The sequence below is a fragment of the Tsukamurella soli genome, from assembly GCF_039541155.1.
Classification (GTDB): Bacteria; Actinomycetota; Actinomycetes; order Mycobacteriales; family Mycobacteriaceae; genus Tsukamurella; species Tsukamurella soli.
The window spans coordinates 8699-28882 of the sequence record NZ_BAABFR010000012.1 but is presented as its reverse complement, the minus strand read 5'-3'; the positions used below and the strand labels follow the sequence as shown (position 1 = coordinate 28882).

The 20184-nt window shown below is 69.3% G+C and carries 13 protein-coding genes, 1 pseudogene and 2 CRISPR repeat arrays; of the genes and pseudogenes, 7 read left to right on the top strand and 7 right to left on the bottom strand.

The window, feature by feature from the left end; translation table 11 throughout:
- Nucleotides 1-168: 168 nt before the first annotated feature.
- From ABD908_RS05770 to mdo, 4 genes are all read right to left on the bottom strand, one after another.
- The gene (locus tag ABD908_RS05770; protein WP_344992188.1) at nucleotides 169-1782 is read right to left on the bottom strand and encodes an acyl CoA:acetate/3-ketoacid CoA transferase; all 1614 of its coding nucleotides are present in this window, start codon (nucleotides 1780-1782) and stop codon (nucleotides 169-171) included.
- A 340-nt stretch (nucleotides 1783-2122) separates the two neighbouring features.
- On the bottom strand, nucleotides 2123-3673 hold the full coding sequence (locus tag ABD908_RS05765) for a VWA domain-containing protein (RefSeq protein WP_344992185.1): 1551 nt from the start codon (nucleotides 3671-3673) through the stop codon (nucleotides 2123-2125).
- 12 nt (nucleotides 3674-3685) lie between these two features.
- Entirely contained in the window at nucleotides 3686-4918 is a 1233-nt protein-coding gene (locus ABD908_RS05760; protein ID WP_344992182.1) for an AAA family ATPase, read from the bottom strand.
- A gap of 144 nt (nucleotides 4919-5062) precedes the next feature.
- Nucleotides 5063-6355 (bottom strand): NDMA-dependent methanol dehydrogenase, encoded by a 1293-nt coding sequence (gene mdo / locus ABD908_RS05755; RefSeq protein WP_344992179.1) that lies wholly within the window; start codon nucleotides 6353-6355, stop codon nucleotides 5063-5065.
- 321 nt (nucleotides 6356-6676) lie between these two features.
- Between mdo and nicT the strand changes: the two genes are divergently transcribed.
- The 4 genes from nicT (at nucleotide 6677) to ABD908_RS05735 (ending at nucleotide 11340) form a co-directional block, all read left to right on the top strand.
- A complete protein-coding gene (gene nicT / locus ABD908_RS05750; RefSeq protein ID WP_385922361.1) occupies nucleotides 6677-7774 on the top strand; it encodes a Nickel transporter NicT in 1098 nt (365 codons plus the stop codon).
- 334 nt (nucleotides 7775-8108) lie between these two features.
- The gene (locus ABD908_RS05745; RefSeq protein WP_344992321.1) at nucleotides 8109-9275 is read left to right on the top strand and encodes an iron-containing alcohol dehydrogenase; all 1167 of its coding nucleotides are present in this window, start codon (nucleotides 8109-8111) and stop codon (nucleotides 9273-9275) included.
- Between the two features lie 50 nt (nucleotides 9276-9325).
- Nucleotides 9326-10675 carry a MadS family sensor histidine kinase gene (locus ABD908_RS05740; protein ID WP_344992173.1) on the top strand — a complete coding sequence of 450 codons (1350 nt, stop codon included), beginning with the start codon at nucleotides 9326-9328 and terminating at the stop codon, nucleotides 10673-10675.
- A complete protein-coding gene (locus tag ABD908_RS05735) occupies nucleotides 10675-11340 on the top strand; it encodes a MadR family response regulator transcription factor (RefSeq protein ID WP_344992170.1) in 666 nt (221 codons plus the stop codon). Before ABD908_RS05740 ends, ABD908_RS05735 begins: the two co-directional genes overlap by 1 nt.
- 9 nt (nucleotides 11341-11349) lie before the next feature.
- Here the strand turns inward: ABD908_RS05735 and mftM are convergent, their stop codons facing one another.
- On the bottom strand, nucleotides 11350-12168 hold the full coding sequence (mftM, locus tag ABD908_RS05730; RefSeq protein WP_344992168.1) for a mycofactocin oligosaccharide methyltransferase MftM: 819 nt from the start codon (nucleotides 12166-12168) through the stop codon (nucleotides 11350-11352).
- Nucleotides 12169-12596: 428 nt separating this feature from the next.
- On the opposite strand from mftM, the gene ABD908_RS05725 reads away from it, so the two are divergent.
- Nucleotides 12597-13796: a Fic family protein gene (locus ABD908_RS05725; RefSeq protein ID WP_344992165.1), complete on the top strand. Its 1200-nt coding sequence runs from the start codon at nucleotides 12597-12599 to the stop codon at nucleotides 13794-13796.
- A gap of 10 nt (nucleotides 13797-13806) precedes the next feature.
- On the opposite strand, the gene ABD908_RS05720 is transcribed toward ABD908_RS05725, so the two are convergent.
- Nucleotides 13807-13965 carry a DUF5302 domain-containing protein gene (locus ABD908_RS05720; RefSeq protein WP_344992162.1) on the bottom strand — a complete coding sequence of 53 codons (159 nt, stop codon included), beginning with the start codon at nucleotides 13963-13965 and terminating at the stop codon, nucleotides 13807-13809.
- 122 nt (nucleotides 13966-14087) lie between these two features.
- Nucleotides 14088-15224, bottom strand: a complete 1137-nt coding sequence (locus tag ABD908_RS05715; protein WP_344992160.1) for an alcohol dehydrogenase catalytic domain-containing protein — start codon at nucleotides 15222-15224, stop codon at nucleotides 14088-14090.
- Nucleotides 15225-16235: 1011 nt separating this feature from the next.
- Between ABD908_RS05715 and ABD908_RS05710 the strand changes: the two are divergent.
- Nucleotides 16236-16493: pseudogene (locus ABD908_RS05710) on the top strand (IS982 family transposase); the annotation flags it as partial.
- Nucleotides 16494-16571: 78 nt separating this feature from the next.
- Nucleotides 16572-17356: a CRISPR direct-repeat array (repeat unit 37 nt; unit sequence GCCTCAACGAAAGCGCCTCGGCCGGAGCCGAGGCGGG).
- 76 nt (nucleotides 17357-17432) lie between these two features.
- Nucleotides 17433-18324 (top strand): IS5 family transposase gene (locus ABD908_RS05705; protein WP_385922354.1). Its coding sequence is split into 2 segments (ribosomal slippage): nucleotides 17433-17765 and nucleotides 17767-18324, totalling 891 coding nucleotides; the frame shifts between segments, so codons are not numbered across the junction.
- 21 nt (nucleotides 18325-18345) lie between these two features.
- Nucleotides 18346-20155: direct repeats of the CRISPR family, unit length 37 nt; unit sequence GCCTCAACGAAAGCGCCTCGGCCGGAGCCGAGGCGGG.
- Nucleotides 20156-20184: the final 29 nt, after the last annotated feature.

Sequence of the window (20184 nt, the reverse complement as noted above, 5' to 3'; positions counted from 1 at the left end):
CGACCGAACCGACGCGGCAGCGCTATTCGGCCGCACATGCCGAGGGTCCGCCCGACCTCGCGATCGGCCGTCGGCAGCACGAGTCGCGGACCGGAGCCGGAGAGCAACGATCCCCCCGCAATTCGATTGCGGGGGGATCGTCGTTTTCCGTACCGGGGGTCGCCCGGCTCAGAGCGCCTGCAGCCGTGGATGTGTCGGCTGCTCGGCGAGTTCGAGTCCCAACCGCTCGGGTCGGAAGAACGCGCTGTCCATGACCCGCAGGTCGGGGTCGACCAGCAGCTCGAAGTCAGCCTTCGCGAGCACGTCCTGCGCGAGGTCCACGCCGGGGGCGATCTCGGTGACGGTCAGTCCCGCGGGGCGGAGCTCGAGCACGGCGCGCTCGGTCACGTAGAGGACGCGCTGCCCGGTCGCCAGTGCGCGGGGCCCGGAGAACGTCGGGGAGGTGACCTCCTGCACCAGCTTCGTGTGCGGGCCGTCCGCCCTGATCTGCAGCGTCCCGTCGATGATCTCGATGTCGCGCCTACCGGCAGTGAACGAGCCGACGAACACGATGGCCGGGGCTGCCGAGGTGATGTCCGCGAAGCCGCCGACACCCGCCGTGACGTGCCGCCGCTTGGGTAGCGTGTGCACGTTGACGCTGCCGTGCCGGTCGATCTCCAGGAACGACATGAGGCAGTGCTGGAAGCCGCCGCCCTGCAGCAGCGTGAACTGGTCGGTGCTCTGCATGAGCGCGTCGGGGTTCTGCGCCACGCCGAACACGAAGTCCAGCAGGGGAACCCCACCGACCGCGCCCTGCTCGATCACCCAGGACACCGCCTTGGCGTGCCCCTCCTCGACCAGCACGTGGGGCACGAGGGCCGAGACGCCGAAGCCCAGGTTCGCGGTCTCGCCGCTGCGCAGCTCGGTCGCAGCGCGCCGAGCCATCACCTTCTCGAGCCCGAATGCCACCGGCGGGAGCGCATCCAGCGGCCGCCGGAGCTCGCCGGAGATAGCGGGGTCGTACGGGGTCTGCGTGGTCTGCAGCTGGCCGGGGGCGACGACGATGGCGTCGACCAGGATTCCCGGGACGCGCACCATCCGCGGATCGCGGCTGCCCGCCTCGGCCACGTACTTGACCTGCGCGATCACGATCCCGCCGTTGTTGTGGGCTGCGTAGGCCAGGTCGAGAGCTCCGAGCGGCGACGCCTCCTCCTCGAACGTCAGGTTGCCGGCGGTGTCCGCGGTGGTGGCGCGGATGATCGCGACATCGGGGACCAGCGCCTCGTAGAACAGCCACTCCTCGCCGCGGAACTCCTCGACGCGCACGAAGGCCGGCGGGGTGCTCGCGTTCATCCGGCCGCCGTCGCGGCGGGGGTCGGCGAAGATGTCGAGCCCCACCTTCGTCAGCACGCCCGGCTGCTTCGTGGCAGCCGCGCGATGCAGCTGGAACAGCACGCCGGACGGGAGGTTGTAGGCCTCGATCTCGTTGTTCTCGATCATCTGCCAGATCCTCGGCGGCTCGGCGCTCGACGGTCCGGAGGGGTACGAGCCGGCGACGACGCGGGCGAGCAGTCCCGGGCGGGCGATGTGGTCGATGCCCCTGATGCCCCACATGTCACCCGCGGCGATCGGGTGGACGCTGGTCAGGCCCGACGGCGCCTGCGTCTCCTCGTATCGCTGCCCGATGCCGCGCAGCACGTCGTCGGGACATCCGAGTCCCGACGACGAGCTGACCGAGACGACGTCGCCGTCCCGGACGAGCTCGGCGGCATCCCGGGCGGTGAGGATGCGGGGTCTGTGCATGATATCTCCCTCGAGTAAGCGCTTTCTCACGATACCGCATGCGCCGTGGATCGCAATCCGTTCGAGGGTGTCGGCACGCGACACGCGCCGCGGGCGAGGTGGCCGCCGGCATCAGCGAGCGCTATCGGACGGTCGAGCCGGACCCGACCCTCGGCGGCGTCATCCGGTCGGCGAAGCCTCGTTCGGGCACCAGAGCCGGTGTGCATCGCGACGGACGACACGTCGTCCGTTCCGCGGTCGCGGCCCACTGCACCGAGACGAGTCGGACGTGCGGGTGGCGGTCGTCGAGTGTGCGGACGCACGGGCGGTCTGCGCCGGTGCTACCGAATCCCGAATCCCGTCACCGTCCTCCCCCGGGCACTGCGCGCACCGCCGGCCCGCGCAGACTCAGGTCTTCGAGGCCGGCGAGGTCGTTCACGACCTGCACCCGGTCGCACAGCGCGGCGTAGGCGGGCAGGTCGCACCCACCGAGGCCCCAGGAGTAGCTCGGCTCCGGTGTCAGCCAGATGGTCTCCCGGGCCCGTCGGGTGATCTCCTCGAACGCGGCCAGGTTCGGGTCGCGGCCGTTCCCCCGACCGTCGCCGAGCACGAGCACCGTCGTTCTGCGGGTCACGGCCGCCCCGAATTCCGCCAGGAACTCGCCGAACATGCAGCCGTAGTCGGAGTCGGCGTCGACATCCAGCACCCCGCCGGCCGGAAGCCCGGACACGACCAGCGACAGCGCCTCCTCTATCGGGTGCTCGGCGAACAGGTCGGTGATCTCGACCACGTCGGCGACGAACGCGAAGGTCCGCACCTTGGTCACCGCCGACTGCAACCCGTGCACCAGCTCCAGGGTGAACTTGGCCGCGGCGCGCACCGACAGCGAGACGTCGGCGAGCACGATCAGCTGGGGCCGGTCGTCGACCTTGGCCACCGTCACCGGCCGGAAGGGGATTCCGTCGAAGCGCAGGTTGGCGCGCATGGTACGGGCGGCGTCGACGGTGCCGCGGGCGGCTACGGCACGACGGGCCCGCGGCGCCCCGTGCAGTCCGCGCACCAGCCGGCGCAGGGACTCCTCCAGCGCGGCGCGTTCGCGCTCGTCGATGAGTTGCCGTGCGGCCGCGTTCACCTCGCGCGTCTCCAGCTCCTGATCGGAGGCCAGCAGGGACTCCAGATGCCGGCGCAGCTTCTCCGGCAGTCCGTCGAGCAACCCGGCCAACGAGTCACGCAGGGCGCGTAGCGATTCGGCGTCCGGCTGCGGGCCGGACGGTTCCCCCGGCCCGTCCAGCCAGGTCAGCAGTGCCATCTCCTGGGCGACGGTGAGTTCGGCGTCGATGCGTGCGGCGTCGCCCGTGGTGAGCTCACCCGGCCGGCCGGGATTGGTCAGCCGGGACACGGTGAGCTGCACGCGGGCCGCCTGCTCGGAGTTCGGCACGGTGTCGGCCGACAGCACGATCTCGTCGGTGAGCGAGGCCATGTCGAGCTTGTTGGCCTCCTGGTGGAGGTTGTACTGCTGGGCCAGGTCCTCGGGATCGAAGTAGTCGCGGATATCGGACGGGGCTCCGTGGCTGTGGCCCTGCTGTGGGGTCTGGCTGATCTCGTCGGACAGTGTGTACAGCAGCAGCTCCCCGGTGTCGGAGAGGTCGTCGTGGCTATGCGAATGGTCGTGCGCGTCTGTCGGATCCAGTACGGCACGGAGCCGGAAGAAGCGGTCGAAGATCCGATCGAACTCGGCCTCGTCGCGTCGGTCCTTGACCAGGCTCACCCGGAGCGCGGAGCGGAATACCTCACGGTCGGCGACGACGCCGTCGACAGCGGCCGCGGCCATCGAGTCGAGCACCTCAGACACGCCGATCCGCAGCCCGTGCAGGCGCAGCAGTCGGACGAAGCGGTGGATCGATCTCTCCATCCTGGGCCCCGCTCAGAACGGACGCTTGCGGCCGGTACGGGCGCCGAAGGAACGGCTGCCCTGTCCCCGGCTCACGGATGTCGTGCCGGCGTCGGTGCGGCCGGGCGCACCGTAGTAGTTGTCGGCGTGCCGGCCGGGACGGTCCTTCTCCGCCCGGACCGTCGTCCCGTCCGGGTCGCCGGCGTGCGTGTGGTCGTCGGTGTGTCTGTGGTCGTGGGTGTGCGTATGCCCGTGTCCGTGACTGTGTGGCAGATGTTCGGGGACGACCGCGTTCGGATCGACCAGACGGGGGATGGCGTCCAGTGCCCGGCGCAGGTCGCGGTCGTACTTGACGACCACGTTGGCCGTCTGACCGAGGATGTCGGCGGTGAGTTCGTCGGCGCCGAGCACCGCCAGGGTCTGTGCCCAGTCGATCGCCTCGGAGATGCTGGGCGCCTTGCGGAGTTCCAGCTCGCGCAGCCCGCGCACGATGCCCACGAGCTGTTCGGCCAGCGCGTCCGGGAGGCCGGTGTGCTTGGAGCGGATGATCTCCAACTCGCGTTCGGCGTCCGGGTAGTCCAGCGAGAGGTGCAGGCACCGCCGCTTGAGTGCGGCGGACAGGTCGCGGGTGTTGTTGGAGGTGAGCACGATCAACGGCCGATGCGTGGCGACGAAGGTGCCGATCTCCGGCACCGAGACCTGGTATTCGGCGAGCAGCTCCAGCAGCACCGCCTCCAGTGCCTCGTCGGCCCGGTCCACCTCGTCGATCAGCAACACCACGGGCTCCGGTGAACGCACCGCCGCGAGCAGCGGGCGTGACGCGAGGAATCGTTCGGAGAAGAAGACGCTCTCCTCTGCACCGATCCGGTCCACCGCCTCCGCCAGGGTGGACGTATCCGCGATCACCTGGCTGATCTTCTCGCGCAACACCTGCGTGTACAGGAGCTGCTTGCCGTAGTCCCACTCGTACAGGGCGGTGGTCTCGTCCTGACCCTCGTAACACTGCAGCCGCAGCAGTTCTCGGCCGGTCACCGCGGCGAGCTGCTTGGCGAGTTCGGTCTTCCCGACCCCTGCCGGACCCTCCAACAGCACCGGCTTGCCCAGCCTGGACTGCAGGAAGATCGTTGTCGCCAAACGCGTGTCGGTCAGGTATCCGGACTCGGCGAAGCGCCGGGAGACGTCCTCGACCGAGTTGAACAGGTCGGCCTGTTCGACGGGGCGTCCGGGGTCGGCGGTCGCGGGGGTGGCGAGCTGGTTGGTCGGCATGTTCTTCGATCCTCGCAGAAGGGTGTGATGAACCGTTGGCGGACGGAGGCGATTCGATCGCGGGACCGGGCCGGACCTCCCGGTCCCGCGATCGAATCCCCGGGGTGGCGGCGCCGACTCACCGGAGTGGCGGCGGCTGCGCCGTCAGGACAGGAAGTCGTCCAGATCGCCGGTCAGGCAGTGGGCGACCACGGGGCGAACGGTCTCGAAGGTGCACTCCTTGGCATTGCCCGGGGTGCACGCGTCCCCGAGCACGTGATTGGTCAGTGCGTCGATGTTGGCGTCGTCCGCGATGATCTCCTTGCGGTTCTCGTAGAACTTGGTGGGCCCCTTGCCCAGTCGGTTCTTCGAGTAGGTGTCCTGGTGTACGTCGACGAAGCGCTCCGGGATGCCCACGTCGCGCAGCAGGCGGATCGCCGCGGCTAATGCGGCGTCGGCCGCCTGGACCTTCGTCATGCCGTGCGTGTCGACTCCCAGGGCGTCGGCGATATCGGCGAACCGCTGGTACGCGACGGGCATGTTGAAGGCCCATACCCGCGGCAGCGCGATGGCGTTGTTGAGCCCGTGATGGGTGTCGTAGAACGCCGACACCGCATGCGAGATCGAGTGGATGATGCCCAGACCGCCGGAGTTGAAGGCCTGTGCCGCAATGTATTGCGCGTACATCATGCCCTCGCGGCCGCTCAGCTCGGTGGGATTCCACGTGGCCTCGCGCAGGTTCTCGGCGACCAGCTTGATCGCGTACAGCGCGTTACCCAGCGACGGCGGGAAGTTCAGCCGCGAGACGTACGGCTCCGAGGCGTGGGCCAGCACGTCGAACCCGCACTGGGCGGTGTAGTCCAGGGGGGTGTCGTAGTAGAGCACCGGGTCGTCGATCGCGAGGGTCGTCACGGCTGCGTCGTCGAAGGCCACGTACTTGTGCGGCTTGTCCGGGTCGGTGGTGGTATCGGTGATGACGTACGCCCACGAGGTCTCGGAGCCGGTGCCCGCAGTCGTCGAGATGGCGATGTGCGGCGGGTTCTTCGGGTTCTCGCTCTTGTTGAAGCCCTCGAACTCGTTGACGTTGCGGCCGTCGTGGGCGACCGAGATGCGAGCGCCCTTGCACGCGTCGTGCGCCGAGCCGCCGCCGATCGAGATGAACGAGTCGCACTTCTCCTGGTTGTAGAGCGCGACGGCGTCCATCACGTTGTAGTCCTTGGGGTTCGACTCGACCTTGTCGAACAGCACGGCGTCCAGTCCGTGGTACTTCAGCGAGCCCATCAACTTGGCCACGGTGTCGCTGCCGCGTAGGCCGGTGGTCATCACCAAGGTCTTGGTGAATCCGAGTTTGAGCGCCTCGGGGCCCACCATCTCCCATCCGCCCGGGCCCATCAGGGCACGCGGGAACGGGTGGAACTCCTTGATGGGGAACGGTTTGAGCAATTCGTCGACCTGCATGATGACCTTCCTCGACTCCGGCGGAGCACGTCCTGTGCTTGCTCGGGGAGCGTATGACCGCCGTCACGCCCGATCGCACGGATCGTGGCCGAACTGTCCCGGGCGGGTGGCCAGACCGTCCGCAGGGATGCGTCGGCACCTGGTCGATCGGGCAGGAGTGTGCCGCCCGGTGCGGTGGATCGGTCGCGATACGTGTCGGTGCGGTTCGTCGGCGGCCTAGCGTTCGCCTCGACCGCGTCACCGCGCGGACCGTGGACTTTCCAGAATTGTGAGGATCCGATGACCATCACGTCGAATGCCCGCCGCGCGGGAGGGACCAGGATGACCCGAGACGACTGGCGGCGGGTGGCGGGCATGGCGGCATTCGTCCTCGCCCTGCACGTGGTCGGCTTCGGAATCCTGCTGCTGTGCGTGGTGCCGCACCACCTGAGCCTGGGCGCCGGAACCTTCGGCGTCGGTATCGGTGTCACGGCGTACACCCTCGGCATGCGGCACGCCTTCGACGCCGATCATCTGGCCGCCATCGACAACACCACCCGCAAGCTGATGGGGGAGGGCAAACGTCCGGTGTCGGTGGGACTCTGGTTCTCCCTGGGGCATTCGACGGTGGTCTTCGCCCTGGCGGTGCTGCTGGCGGTCGGGGTGCGATCGCTCACCGGTCCGGTGGAGGACGACGGGTCGTCGCTGCATCACTACACGGGGCTGATCGGGACGTCGGTATCGGGCGGATTCCTGTACCTCATAGCGGCGATCAACCTGGTGCTACTGATCGGGATCATGCGGGTCTTCCGGGACATGCGCAGCGGACGCTACGACGAGGCCGAACTGACCGAGAAGCTGAACAACCGCGGGCTGATGAACCGCTTCTTCGGCGGGATGATGCGGTCGGTGACCAAGCCGTGGCAGATCTACCCGGTCGGTGTGCTGTTCGGCTTCGGATTCGACACCGCCACCGAGGTGGCGCTGTTGGTGTTGGCCGGTTCCAGCGCCGCGGTGGGGCTGCCCTGGTACGCGATCCTGTGCCTGCCGGTGTTGTTCGCCGCGGGGATGAGCCTGTTCGACACCATCGACGGCACCTTCATGAACTTCGCCTACGACTGGGCGTTCGCCAAGCCGGTGCGCAAGGTCTATTACAACCTGACGATCACCGGGCTGTCGGTGGCGGTGGCGCTGATCATCGGGACGATCGAGCTGCTCTCGCTGCTGGCCCAGCAGCTGGGACTGACCGGTGGAGTCTGGACGGCGATCAGCGGGCTCGACCTGAACAAGCTCGGGTTCCTGGTGGTCGCGCTGTTCGTGATCACGTGGTTCGGCGCCGTGCTGATCTGGCGGATCGCCGGGTTCGAGCAGAAGTGGGACGCCGGCACGGACGTGGTGGTCGACCCCGCGGAGCGCGGTGCCGAGGAGACGAGGGTGTGACCGGGGCGGGGCCTCGGGGCCCGAGCCGCAGGCGCACGCCGTATCGACGACTCGATCGAGCACGCCCGTGAACTGGGAGATGCACTGCAGTAGCCACCTGCCCGACCGGACAGGTGGCCGACCACGACGGACGGACGGTCCGCGGCTGCGGACACGTGGCGCACTCGCGCAGCGCTGTAAGATCGATCACAGTGCACCTCGTGATGATCACAATGCACCTCGTGATGGAGCGATCGTGACCCATACGTATGGCGGTGGCCCGGCTCTCGGCTCGCAGGTCGAGGAGGCGGCACGCCTGCAGATGCTCGCTGGCGGACGGTCGGCGACGGTGCCGATGATCGGCCGCGAGGTCGCACGGACCGTCAAGTTCCACGCCCCCGAGATCGTCTTCGGTCTCGGGGCCCTGGAGGAGGCCGCGCACGCGGTGTCGCGGTTGGGCGCGATACGGCCGATGCTGGTGACCGACCCGGGGTTGACCGAGGCGGGCTGGGTGGCCGAGCTCGTCCGCCATCTGCGCGACGGCGGTCTCACCCCCGTCGTCTTCGACGCCGTGACGCCGAACCCGAAGGACCACGAGATCGCCGCCGGATTCGACCGGTACGCCGAGACCGGCTGCGACGTGCTGGTCGCCATCGGCGGCGGCTCGGTGATGGACGCAGCCAAGGGGATCGCGGTGCTCGCGGCCAACGGCGGCGCCATCCTCGACTACCGCGGAGTGGACAAGATCACCCGGCCGATCCCACCGCTGGTCATGGTGCCCAGCACGTCCGGCACCGGCGCCGACGTGTCGCAGTTCTGCATCGTCACCGACACGCGACGGCACACCAAGGTGACCATCATCGGCCGGGCCCTGGTGCCCGACGTCACCGTCATCGATCCGCGGTTGCTGACCACCATGCCCGACTGGCTCAATGCCGCAACGGGTCTCGACGCGCTCACGCACGGGGTCGAGGCGTTCGTCTCGCTCGCGCACAACCCGCTCACGGACAACCACGCGTTGCGCGCTGTGGGGATGGTGACGCACACCCTGGCCGGCACGATGCGGCGCCCGGCCGAGCTGTCGGAGCGGGTGATCATGGCGCAGGCCAGCCTCGAGGCCGGGCTGGCGTTCACCAACGCGATACTCGGTGCGGCACATGCCATGAGCCACCAGGTGGGCGGGCTGACCGATCAGCCGCACGGCGTGATCAACGGCATCCTGCTGCCGCATGTGGTGCGGTTCAACGCCACCGCGGATCCGACGCCGTATGTCGCGATCGCCGCGAGCATCGGCCTCGAGGAGCAGCACGCGCCGCCGGCAGAGGCCGCGGCCGCCGTGGCCGACCGCATCGCGGAACTCGGGCGGGTCGTCGGTGTGCCCCGTCGGCTCGCGGAACTCGGAGTGCGCGAGGAGGATCTATCGACGCTCGCGGACAACGCACTCACCGACGCATGCATGGCCACCAACCCGCGGCCCGCGACGCACGCGCAGATGGTCGAGTTGTTCCGGGCGGCGTTGTGACGGCCGACTCCGCGGCACCACACTCCTCGCCGCCCCTCTCCGGTTCGGCGATGGTCGACCTGGCCATCCTGACCGGGCTGCGATCGTCGAAGAGCTCGTTCTACCCGCAGTACCGGGGCGCGGCCGAGCGGGCGGAGCGGGTCATGCACGCGCTGGGGCTGGTGTCCCGTGCGCTGGTCAGCACCGTCGACGGCCCGGAGACCCTGGTGTGTGCGGTCGCGGAGGCGGCCCGCGTGCACCTCGACGCGCAGTGGGTGGTGTTCGGGCTCACCGACGGTCGCCTCATGGATGCGGGGATGCGTCGGCTGGTGCTCGGGCCCGACGGCATCCCGTTCCTGGTGCACGAGGTCGAGGGGCCCCCGCTACCCGACGACGTGCTGCGCTGCCTCGAGGTGATCCGCGACCCCGTTGCCGCGGGCACCACGGCGCGCACCGAGACCGTGCTCGACGCGCACCACGCGTTTGTCCCGCTCGAGCTCGAGGGTGGTGTCGTCGGGGCGATCGCCGCCTGGACCCCGCCCGGACGGGTGTTGGACGCGACCGACGGTGCCGTGCTGTCGATCCTCGCCAGCCAGACGGCGGTGGCGCTGCACAACTCGGCGTTGTACCAACGGATCTCGACGCTGCTCGAACATTCGGAGGCGGCGTACGCGCAGGCCCGCCGCACCGCCGCCGACCTCGCGCTGCGCAACGCCGAGCTGTCGTCGGCGCAGCGCCAGCTCAGCGAGGCGCAGCGGCACCAGGCGCTCGACGACGAGCGGCACCGTATCGCGCGCGAGCTGCACGACAGCGTGGCGCAGACGGTGCTGTCGGCGGGTATGCAGATCGAGGTGTGCCTGGGTGCCATCCCGTCGGTCGAGCGCGCCGAGCGGCTCGGCCTGGCCAAGGAGATGACGCGCCGCGCGGTGGAGCAGCTGCGGACGTCGATCTACACGCTGAACAACACCCCCGACGAGGGGCACTCGTCGCTGTCGCAGATGCTCGAGCAACTCGGCGTCGTGTACCAGCCCGACGAGCTGGATGTCACTGTGCGCGTGGAGGGCCCGGAGGTCGAGCTGGCGTCGCCGATCGAGCACGCGCTGCTCCGCATAGCGGGGGAGGCACTGTTCAACACGGCCGTACACGCCCACGCCGGGCGGGCGCGGCTGCGGCTGCGGTATACGTCCGACGCCGTGACACTCACCGTCGACGACGACGGCGACGGCGATCCCGTCCGACTGCGGGACATCCTGCGCGACAGTGCGACCCGCGACGCCGACGGTCACCGTCGGGGGCTTGCGAACATGGCGGACCGGGCCGCGGAGTTGGGTGGGCGGTTCGCGATCCGGCGCGCACGCCTCGGCGGCATAGAGGTCACGGCGACGGTGCCGGTGGACCGGGATGTAGTGAGGGCGGACTGATGGGACAGACGATGGCGCCGCCGCGGCGCACGACGGTGCGAATCATGCTGGTCGACGACCACGCGATCCTGCGGCAGGGGCTGCGCTCGGTGCTGGACCGCGAGCCGGACCTACAGGTGGTGGGGGAGGCGGCCTCTCGCGACGAGGCACACGCTGTGGCCGAGGCGGCGCGGCCCGACGTGGCCGTGGTCGACCTGAAACTCACCGCCGGGTCCGATCACGACGGCCTGGTGCTGTGCCGCGAGTTCACCGCCCGGCACCCCGGCGTGGGCCTGCTGGTGCTCACGACGTTCCTGGAGGACCGGCTGGTCGTCGAGGCGATGCACGCCGGCGCGCGCGGCTACGTGGTCAAGGACGTGGACACCACTGAGCTGGTGCGCGCGATCCGCTCGGTAGCGCAGGGCCGCAACGCCTTCGACTCGCGGACCGCGGCGGCCGTGGTGGCATCGCTGGCGGCGGGCGGGCCCGTCGAGGATCAGCTGACGGCGCGCGAGCTGGAGGTGCTCGGCATGCTGGCCCGCGGCTGGTCCAACATCCGGATCGGCAAGGAGCTGTTCATCGCGCCGACCACGGTCAAGTTCCACGTCAGCAATGTCATGCGCAAGCTGCAGGTCAGTCGCCGCGCCGAGGCGGTGTACGAGGCCAGCAAGCGCGGTCTGATCTAGGTCTTCGTCCTAGGCATTGTCCAGCACGAGCCAGCCGCCGTGGTGCTCGAACACACTGTAGGGCAGGCCCGTTCGGGTGCCCAGCGCATCGAGCGCGGCGAGATCGAAGGTACGGATGTGGCGGTGACATGCGGTCGCCTGGTCCTCGAACGGAACCGCGACCACCACCCGTTTGCGGGCCAGGCGCACTGCCTCCGTCAGAACCCTTGCGCCGGTGGGCTCGTCGAGGTGCTCGAGCAGATGCAGGGCGACGACGGTGTCGGAGTGCTCGCCCGGCAGCGTGACTCGCGCGGCGTCGTGCACCTGAGCATCCAGCGGGACACCGAGTTCCGCGGCCACACGCGTCAGGAGCCCGACGGTGCCGGGGCAGATGTCGGTCGCCGTCACCGCGAAGCCGGCCCGGGCCGCGCGGAGCGCGAAGAAGCCGAAGCACGAACCGAGTTCGAGCACACTGCCGCCCACGCAGAGCTGCTGGGCGCGCGCATGTACCGGCGCGAACGCGGCGGTCCCGTCCACCAGCCGGGCGAGGGAGTTGCGGTAGTAGGTCGCCCACGCGTGCAGCGGATCGTCGATGGTGGACCGCACCAGCCCCACGACGATGGCCTCGAACTCGTCGGCGGTGCGCGGGGCCAGCTCGGTCATCACCCGGCCGGCGAGGTCGTCGGACAGGTCCGAGGGGCGCAGCGAATGCCACACCCGGACGCCGTCGACCATGTGGTGTGCGTGCAGGGTTCCGGGCGGGAGGTGGTGTCGCGCATTGGCTCTCGTCACGCGCGTGGGCCCGTGGGACCAGCGGCCGGGGGCGGCGGGGGCGAGCGTGGCGAGCATGAATCGACGCTACGGCCCGACACCCCTGCGGGGCGCCGGGCCGATGGGCGGTTCGTACCTGCCCGGTCGGACGGGCTCTCCGGTCAGCGGCGCCTGGGCCGCTGGCAGCCGCCCTCGATTCCGGTGTCGATGGTGTTGTCTGCCGGGGGATTCGGGCACAGGTAGTGCGACGGGAAGCCCGCTTGGTGGGAGGAGCCCAACGCCGGCAGGGTGTTTGCGTAGATGTCTATCCTTCAATGCATACGGCGTACATTGAAGGATAGACATCGATCCTTCAATAGATGTGTATTTAGTTGAAGGTTGACCGTAGGGGGCACCCGGCAATGGCGTCATACGTGGACCGTCATTGGGCACCTGATCCTGACGCAGGGGGTATCCGCCGCACTCGGCGGGGCGGGCGATATCGCGCGTACGTCCCGGATCTGCTCGTGGGGCGACCGGTGGTGGTGCCCGCCGACCTCGCTGCTGACGCCGCGAGGGTGGAACGCGCGATCAGGGCGTTGGCCGGAGCACCCGGTGCTACAGGCTTGTCGGCGATCTCGCGACTGCTGACCAGATCGGAGGCGATCTCGAGCTCGATGATCGAGGGCATCGCCCCGTCCGCGCAGCAGGTGGCTCTCGCGGAGCTGGGGTTGTCGGAGAACGTGCGAGGAATCAGCGCGCAGGCGAAGTTGGTCGCGAACAACATCGTCGTCCTGCGCCGCGCATCGGAGGATCTGGTGTCGGCACCCGTTGTGCACGTGGAGGACATCGTCGCTCTGCATGCCGCACTGCTTCCTGACGAGCGTCACCGCGGGCTCAGGACGGTCCAGAACTGGATCGGTGGCAACAACTGGAATCCACTCGACGCAGAGTTCGTGCCTCCGCAACCGGAGGACGTGCCGGGTTTGATGACTGATCTGCTGGCTTACGTCAACGGCGCCAGTCACAGCCCCCTGATCCAGGCTGCCCTTGTGCATGCGCAGTTCGAGACGGTCCACCCGTTCACCGACGGCAACGGCCGAGTGGGGCGGGCTCTGATCCATACCGTGCTGGCGCGTGGCGGCCTGTCTCCCGACGCGATCCTCCCGATCAGTCTGGTGCTCGCGACGCTCAGCGGCGGCTACGTCGCCGGCCTGACGAGCTATCGCTATGACGCGGCTGTGGATTCGGGCGATGCGGTCGCCGGCCAGGTCGATTGGCTCCGAGTCTTCGTCGACGCCGCCGGGCTTGCGGTCGAACAGGCGCGTCGGATCGCCGGTGACGTACGGGAACTCGAGGCCGAGTGGCACGCGCGACTTGCAAGCCACCGAACTGCGCAGGGATTGCGCGCACAGCCGCGCGCTGATTCTGCCGTGTCACGAGTTCTTGCGATCCTGCCTGAGGCGCCGGTCCTCACTGCGCGGACGATCGAGCGGATCCTAGGGATCTCGTTCAATGCGGGCAGGGCGGCGCTCGAAGAACTCGCCGATGCCGCCGTCCTGACGCGGAAGTCGATCGAGCGCGGCACCACCGGGTACGTGGCGCGCGACATCCTCGATCTGGTCACCGTCGCCGAGCGGCGCCTGGCGAGTACCCGGTTCGATACCAGGGTCTCACCACCGAACCGGCCGGTTCCCGCACGCCCGGATCCGACCGGTCGAGACTGAATGCGTGCTGCTACCCGCTCTTGCGTCGGAACTGCTGCTGGTGGCTTGCGGATCCGTGCGGCCGTTGGCCCTTGCCGCGCCCGTCGAGGTGCGCAGCTCCCGAGCTGTTCTGCGCCTTCTTACGCTCGAGCGCCTCTCGTAACAGTCGCTTCTCTTCGTCGGATGGCATGACCGGCTCCCTTCGTTTCGACCCAGTGTGGGCCCGTGGCGGTCGCCGCGTCACTTGATTTTGTCAGACCCGCGTCGCCAGCGGGGCGGCGGTGCGGTCCGCGTGGGCGCCCGTGTTCGGCCTCAGAACCGAATGATCTGGCGCACCGCGGTACCGTCGGCGAGCGCATCCATGGCCTCGTTGATCCGCTCCAACGGCAACTCGCCGGAGATCAGCTTGTGCACCGGGAGCACTCCGGTCCGCCACAGCTCCGCGAACTTGGGGATGTCGCGCTGTGGCACCGCGGAACCGAGATAGCTTCCGACGATGGTGCGCGCCTCGGCGGTCAGGCCCAACGGGCTGATCTGCGCGAGCGCCTGCGGACTCGGCAGCCCGACGGTGATCGTCCGCCCACCCACACCGGTGGCCGCGACCGCCGTCTCGAAGGCCCGCGCGTGCCCCGCGCATTCGATCACGACCGGCGCCCGCACCCCGGAGTCGGCCAGTTCCTCCATGGTGTACACGGCATCGGCGCCGAGCTCGAGGGCGAGCTCCCGCTTGGCCAGCTGCCGGTTCACGCCGATCACCCGACCGATCTTCGGGCCGACGGAACCGTCGCCGTCGCGCAGTGCCAGCGCCGTGATCAGGGCGGCCATGCCGACCCCGCCCAGACCCACCACGATGACGTCGTCGCCCTCGGCGGGCTGGCCAGCGTTGAGCAGCCCGCCGCCGCCGGTGAGCACCGCGCAGCCCAGCACCGCCGCGACCTCGGGTGGGATGTCCAGGCCGACCCGAGTCACCGATCGGGCGTCGATCACGGCGTGGGTGGCGAAACCGGAGACCCCGAGATGGTGTTGCACGGGTGCACCGTCGCGGCTGAGCCGGCGGCCGCCGCCGAGGAGTTCGCCGGCCTCGTTCGCCACCGAGCCGGGCGTACATGGCAGCTTGCCGTTGGTGCGGCAGTTCGCGCACTCCCCGCAGCGCGGCAGGAAGGCCATCGCCACCCGGTCGCCGATCGCCAGCCCCTCCGGCGTGGGGCCGGGGCCGAATTCCTCCACGATCCCCGCGGCCTCGTGACCGAGCAACATCGGCACCGGGCGGACCCGGTTACCGTCGACCACGGACAGATCGGAATGGCACAGGCCGGCCGCCTCGATCCGCACCAGTAGCTCCCCGGGACCGGGCGCGGCGAGATCGAGTTCGGCCACGCTGATCGGCCGGGTCTCGGCATACGGGCGGGCGCGCCCGATCTCCTCTAGTACGGCACCACGAATACGCATCAATACCCCACGTTCAGTCGATCGGCGGTCGGGCCTGGTAGCCCGACACGCAACCGTCTTCGACGTCCTCGGGTCGAGGCCGTCGGTAACCCCCATCTCGACGGTGCCCCGGGTCAGTCGGGCACAGCAAGTGCGCACTCGCCGGATTCGCAGGAGTATGGCACATCTTGTCGGGCCCTGATCAGGACATCGACGAGGTTCTCATCGTTCGGCATGCTTGGAGTGAAGGCGGCCTCAGGCCGTGGACGGCGACCTGCGGCGCTACGGCTGCGGGCGCCTTCGCCGCGGTGGGCTGGTTCGCGGTGATGTCGGCGCACGCGCCCCCGGTCGGCGACGCGTAGCTCTGCTGATGTATCTCTATCGCCGGGTTTCGAAGCTCGACCGAGCTGATCGCCATCGTGCTGCCGGTCGGCAGGCCGTGAATGCAAAGTCGAACGTGTGAGGTGCGCTCCACGTGGCAGTCGGGATCGCGATCATGCCGTGGTGCTGCCAGTAGGCGCCGACCGGTACGCGTTCCACATCTGCGCAGCACGCGGCATGCCCGCCGCGCGTGGCAAGGACTGCACTGACTCGAAACGGTAGTCGTCGACGAAGAAGTTCAGCGCACCGCCCGCAGTGGCGACGTGGGACCGCTGGGCGGGCAGGGTGCCACGCGGCAAGCATGGACGGCACGGGCGCGGTGGCGTCGAGACCGGGGGTGCCGCGTCCATTATCAGCCGGGAACCGATGGTCGGGGTTGAGTGTGTCGAGGCGCATGGGCTTCGATGACCGTCTGACACCCCCGCCTCTCGTCCTCGTCGCGGTCACCGGGACCGGCCGATCCGGCAGACCGGCGACTCCTTACGGGCAAGCACCACACCCAACTGGAGAGGACATTATGGAACTACGCAACGGTGTCTGGGTGAGCCAGACCCGGGCCGACAAGGCCGCGCGCATCCGTAAGCTGGCCGAACGGATGTTCCAGCTCGGGTTGACCCACCATCTGGGGGAGCCTCATTCCTCAGCGAGGATCTCGGCGTCGCACTGATCCGCCCCGACCGCAGGGACGAGGCACCTCGGTTCGGGCGCTTCACCCGCTGCCGGCAGTGGATCGAGTCGATCTTCGCCACGTTGAAAGGCCAACTAACGCTGGAGGAACACGGTGGACGGACCGTCGCCGGTGTGTACGCCCGCATCGTCGCCTGCCTCCTCGCAATGGCCGCCGCGATCTGGCACAACTGGAAGACCGATGCCCCCGTCAAACGCTCCCTGATCGCCTACGACCACTGAACCCAATAGGACTCACTCTAGGGGGGAACTTCCTGCCGGCCAAAACGGGTACTTCAGACTGGCCGTTGACATTTAGGTGCCTCAACGAAAGCGCCTCGGCCGGAGCCGAGGCGGGGCGGGGCGGCGGCGGGGGAAAAAGTCATGAACCAATGGCCTCAACGAAAGCGCCTCGGCCGGAGCCGAGGCGGGTAGGACAGCACCTCCGCGCCGTTGACGTACGCCGTGCCTCAACGAAAGCGCCTCGGCCGGAGCCGAGGCGGGCTCGGAGACCAGACGCGGCCGGTCGTGCAGATCGTTCCAGCCTCAACGAAAGCGCCTCGGCCGGAGCCGAGGCGGGCGAGCGTGACGCGCTGCGAGTGCAGGTGGACAGCAACGCCTCAACGAAAGCGCCTCGGCCGGAGCCGAGGCGGGCCATCGACGCTACTGTGCTCCCACTCCTCGCCCGCGGGCCTCAACGAAAGCGCCTCGGCCGGAGCCGAGGCGGGCTCAGGGACCACGGGGCGGCCGCGGTCCCCGTGCAGGCCTCAACGAAAGCGCCTCGGCCGGAGCCGAGGCGGGTTGCCGAGCATTCCCCAGCCGCCAGCGGGGATCTCCGGGCCTCAACGAAAGCGCCTCGGCCGGAGCCGAGGCGGGCGGGCCTGAGAAATTCGTGAACGCCGCTTCCGGCACGGTGCCTCAACGAAAGCGCCTCGGCCGGAGCCGAGGCGGGCCTGGAACAACTCGCCGATGTTGCCGGTGGTCAAGCTCAAGCCTCAACGAAAGCGCCTCGGCCGGAGCCGAGGCGGGCCTGGAACAACTCGCCGATGTTGCCGGTGGTCAAGCTCAAGCCTCAACGAAAGCGCCTCGGCCGGAGCCGAGGCGGGTGGGCGGGACCATTCTTAGACGACCCTCTAGGGCGTGTCTCCCTATTGTGAGTTGTGTTGTGATCGATGATGTTCCGTGTGGCGGATGAGGGTGTTGACCGATGAGCAGTGGTTGTTGATCGAGCCGTTGTTGCCGTCGTCGGATGGACTGCGGGGTAGACCCTTTCGTGATCACCGACAGGTGATCGAGGGGATCGTCTACCGCGCCCGCACGGGAGTGCCGTGGCGGGATCTCCCCGACGAGTTCGGACCGTGGCAGACGGTGTGGAAGCGACACCGACGCTTCAGCGGTGACGGCACCTACGACCTGATCCTCGCGGTGTTGGCGGCGGCGGCCGACGCGCGCGGTGAGGTGGAGTGGGACTGCTCGGTCGATTCCACGGTCAACCGCGCCCATCAGCACGCGGCGACCCTCGCGCGGGACACAGGGGGATCGATCGAATTACACGAATCCGCGTGAGGAGCCCGCCGACCACGCCCTCGGACGGTCACGGGGCGGCCTGAGCTGCAAGGTCCACGCGTTGGTCGACGGTCGGGGGCTGCCGCTGGTGGTGCTGCTCGGCCCCGGCAACGGTGGGGACTCGCCGGTGCTGCCGGACCTGCTCGACGGTCTGTCGGTGGCCCGTCCGGGTCCGGGCCGGCCCCGGACCCGCCCGGACGCGCTGCTCGGGGACAAGGCGTACTGCTCCCGCGCGCATCACCGGATGCTGCGGGCACGCGGTATCAAGGTGGTCATCCCCGAACGCGACGATCAGAAGGCGCACCGGGCGGCGAAGGGCTCCGCGGGTGGCCGTCCACGTTCCCTCGACGAAGAACTGTACAAGCTGCGCAACGTCGTCGAGCGTTTCTTCAACCGGATCAAGCAGTGGCGGGCGGTCGCCACCCGCTACGACAAACTCGCCCTGACCTACCGCGGCACAGTGGTTCTCGCCGGAATCCGGCTCTGGCTACAGGCACTGACAAAATAAGAGACACGCCCTAACTCAGATAGCCTCAACGAAAGCGCCTCGGCCGGAGCCGAGGCGGGCGAGCACTCGATCACCGCCCGCGGCATGATCGAGACGCCTCAACGAAAGCGCCTCGGCCGGAGCCGAGGCGGGGGCTGGACACGGACGAGGCGGACGCCGAGGTCGCGCCGGACCTCAACGAAAGCGCCTCGGCCGGAGCCGAGGCGGGCCGAGGCGTGAGGTTGCCGTAGCCCATGAGGTCGTTGCCTCAACGAAAGCGCCTCGGCCGGAGCCGAGGCGGGCACCGCGAAGGCTCGGGCACAGTCGCGGATGGTGCGGGCCTCAACGAAAGCGCCTCGGCCGGAGCCGAGGCGGGGAGGGCAGCGGACGCGGCGTGCCATTCACGCTTCAGTGCCTCAACGAAAGCGCCTCGGCCGGAGCCGAGGCGGGGTCATCGCAGCCTCGACGAGCGCGGCGTGTCCGGGCTGCCTCAACGAAAGCGCCTCGGCCGGAGCCGAGGCGGGTCCCCGATGCCTCCGCGGTGTGCAGGACGTCACGGGCGCCTCAACGAAAGCGCCTCGGCCGGAGCCGAGGCGGGTGCAGGCGGCCGAGCTGATCCGCTCGGTGCGGATCGAGCCTCAACGAAAGCGCCTCGGCCGGAGCCGAGGCGGGATCACGTACGAGGTGGATGGTGTTGCGCGGCCGGATGAGCCTCAACGAAAGCGCCTCGGCCGGAGCCGAGGCGGGCTCACCGCATCGGATATGGTCGGCGGTAGTGGTGGAGCGCCTCAACGAAAGCGCCTCGGCCGGAGCCGAGGCGGGGAGTCGACGGTGGACTTCAGGCGCGACTTCTGGTTCGAGCCTCAACGAAAGCGCCTCGGCCGGAGCCGAGGCGGGTGAACCGGACACGTCGTGGCGACGAGACGTTGGTGAGCCTCAACGAAAGCGCCTCGGCCGGAGCCGAGGCGGGCTCCACACGCTCCTGCACCTCGATCGGAGCCACCAGGCCTCAACGAAAGCGCCTCGGCCGGAGCCGAGGCGGGGACGGCGGGGCGTACCCCGGGGACAGCCTGTTCCCGGGGCCTCAACGAAAGCGCCTCGGCCGGAGCCGAGGCGGGCCACAACCGCGGGTCAAACCGTGACTATCACGCCCGTGCCTCAACGAAAGCGCCTCGGCCGGAGCCGAGGCGGGCATGGCCGGAACAGGTGCCCGCGTGATGCCTGCTGCCTCAACGAAAGCGCCTCGGCCGGAGCCGAGGCGGGGCTCGACGGGGCCGCGGGCAGCGACCCGGCGGCGATGCCTCAACGAAAGCGCCTCGGCCGGAGCCGAGGCGGGGTTTGGACGTGTACGTCCTTAGCCATGTTGTCTCCGCCTCAACGAAAGCGCCTCGGCCGGAGCCGAGGCGGGCCTTCACGATCAGCGGCATGTCCGCCGGGCCGGCCACGCCTCAACGAAAGCGCCTCGGCCGGAGCCGAGGCGGGGTCGTATGCTTCGCGCGTCATCTGCCGCACGTGGCGCTGCCTCAACGAAAGCGCCTCGGCCGGAGCCGAGGCGGGGGCCGTCGGGGCAAGGGCCTACGAACGCTTCTATGAGTTGCCTCAACGAAAGCGCCTCGGCCGGAGCCGAGGCGGGACGCGTGGGGAATGGTTCCGTGACGTCCGACTGATGCCTCAACGAAAGCGCCTCGGCCGGAGCCGAGGCGGGGTCACGCTCGGCGCGACCGCGCGCCTCACCCGGCTGGCCTCAACGAAAGCGCCTCGGCCGGAGCCGAGGCGGGCGGAGCTGCTGCGCGCCGAGGCTTCGACGTTCTCCGTGCCTCAACGAAAGCGCCTCGGCCGGAGCCGAGGCGGGAGGTCGCACCACCTCCACCACGACTGCAG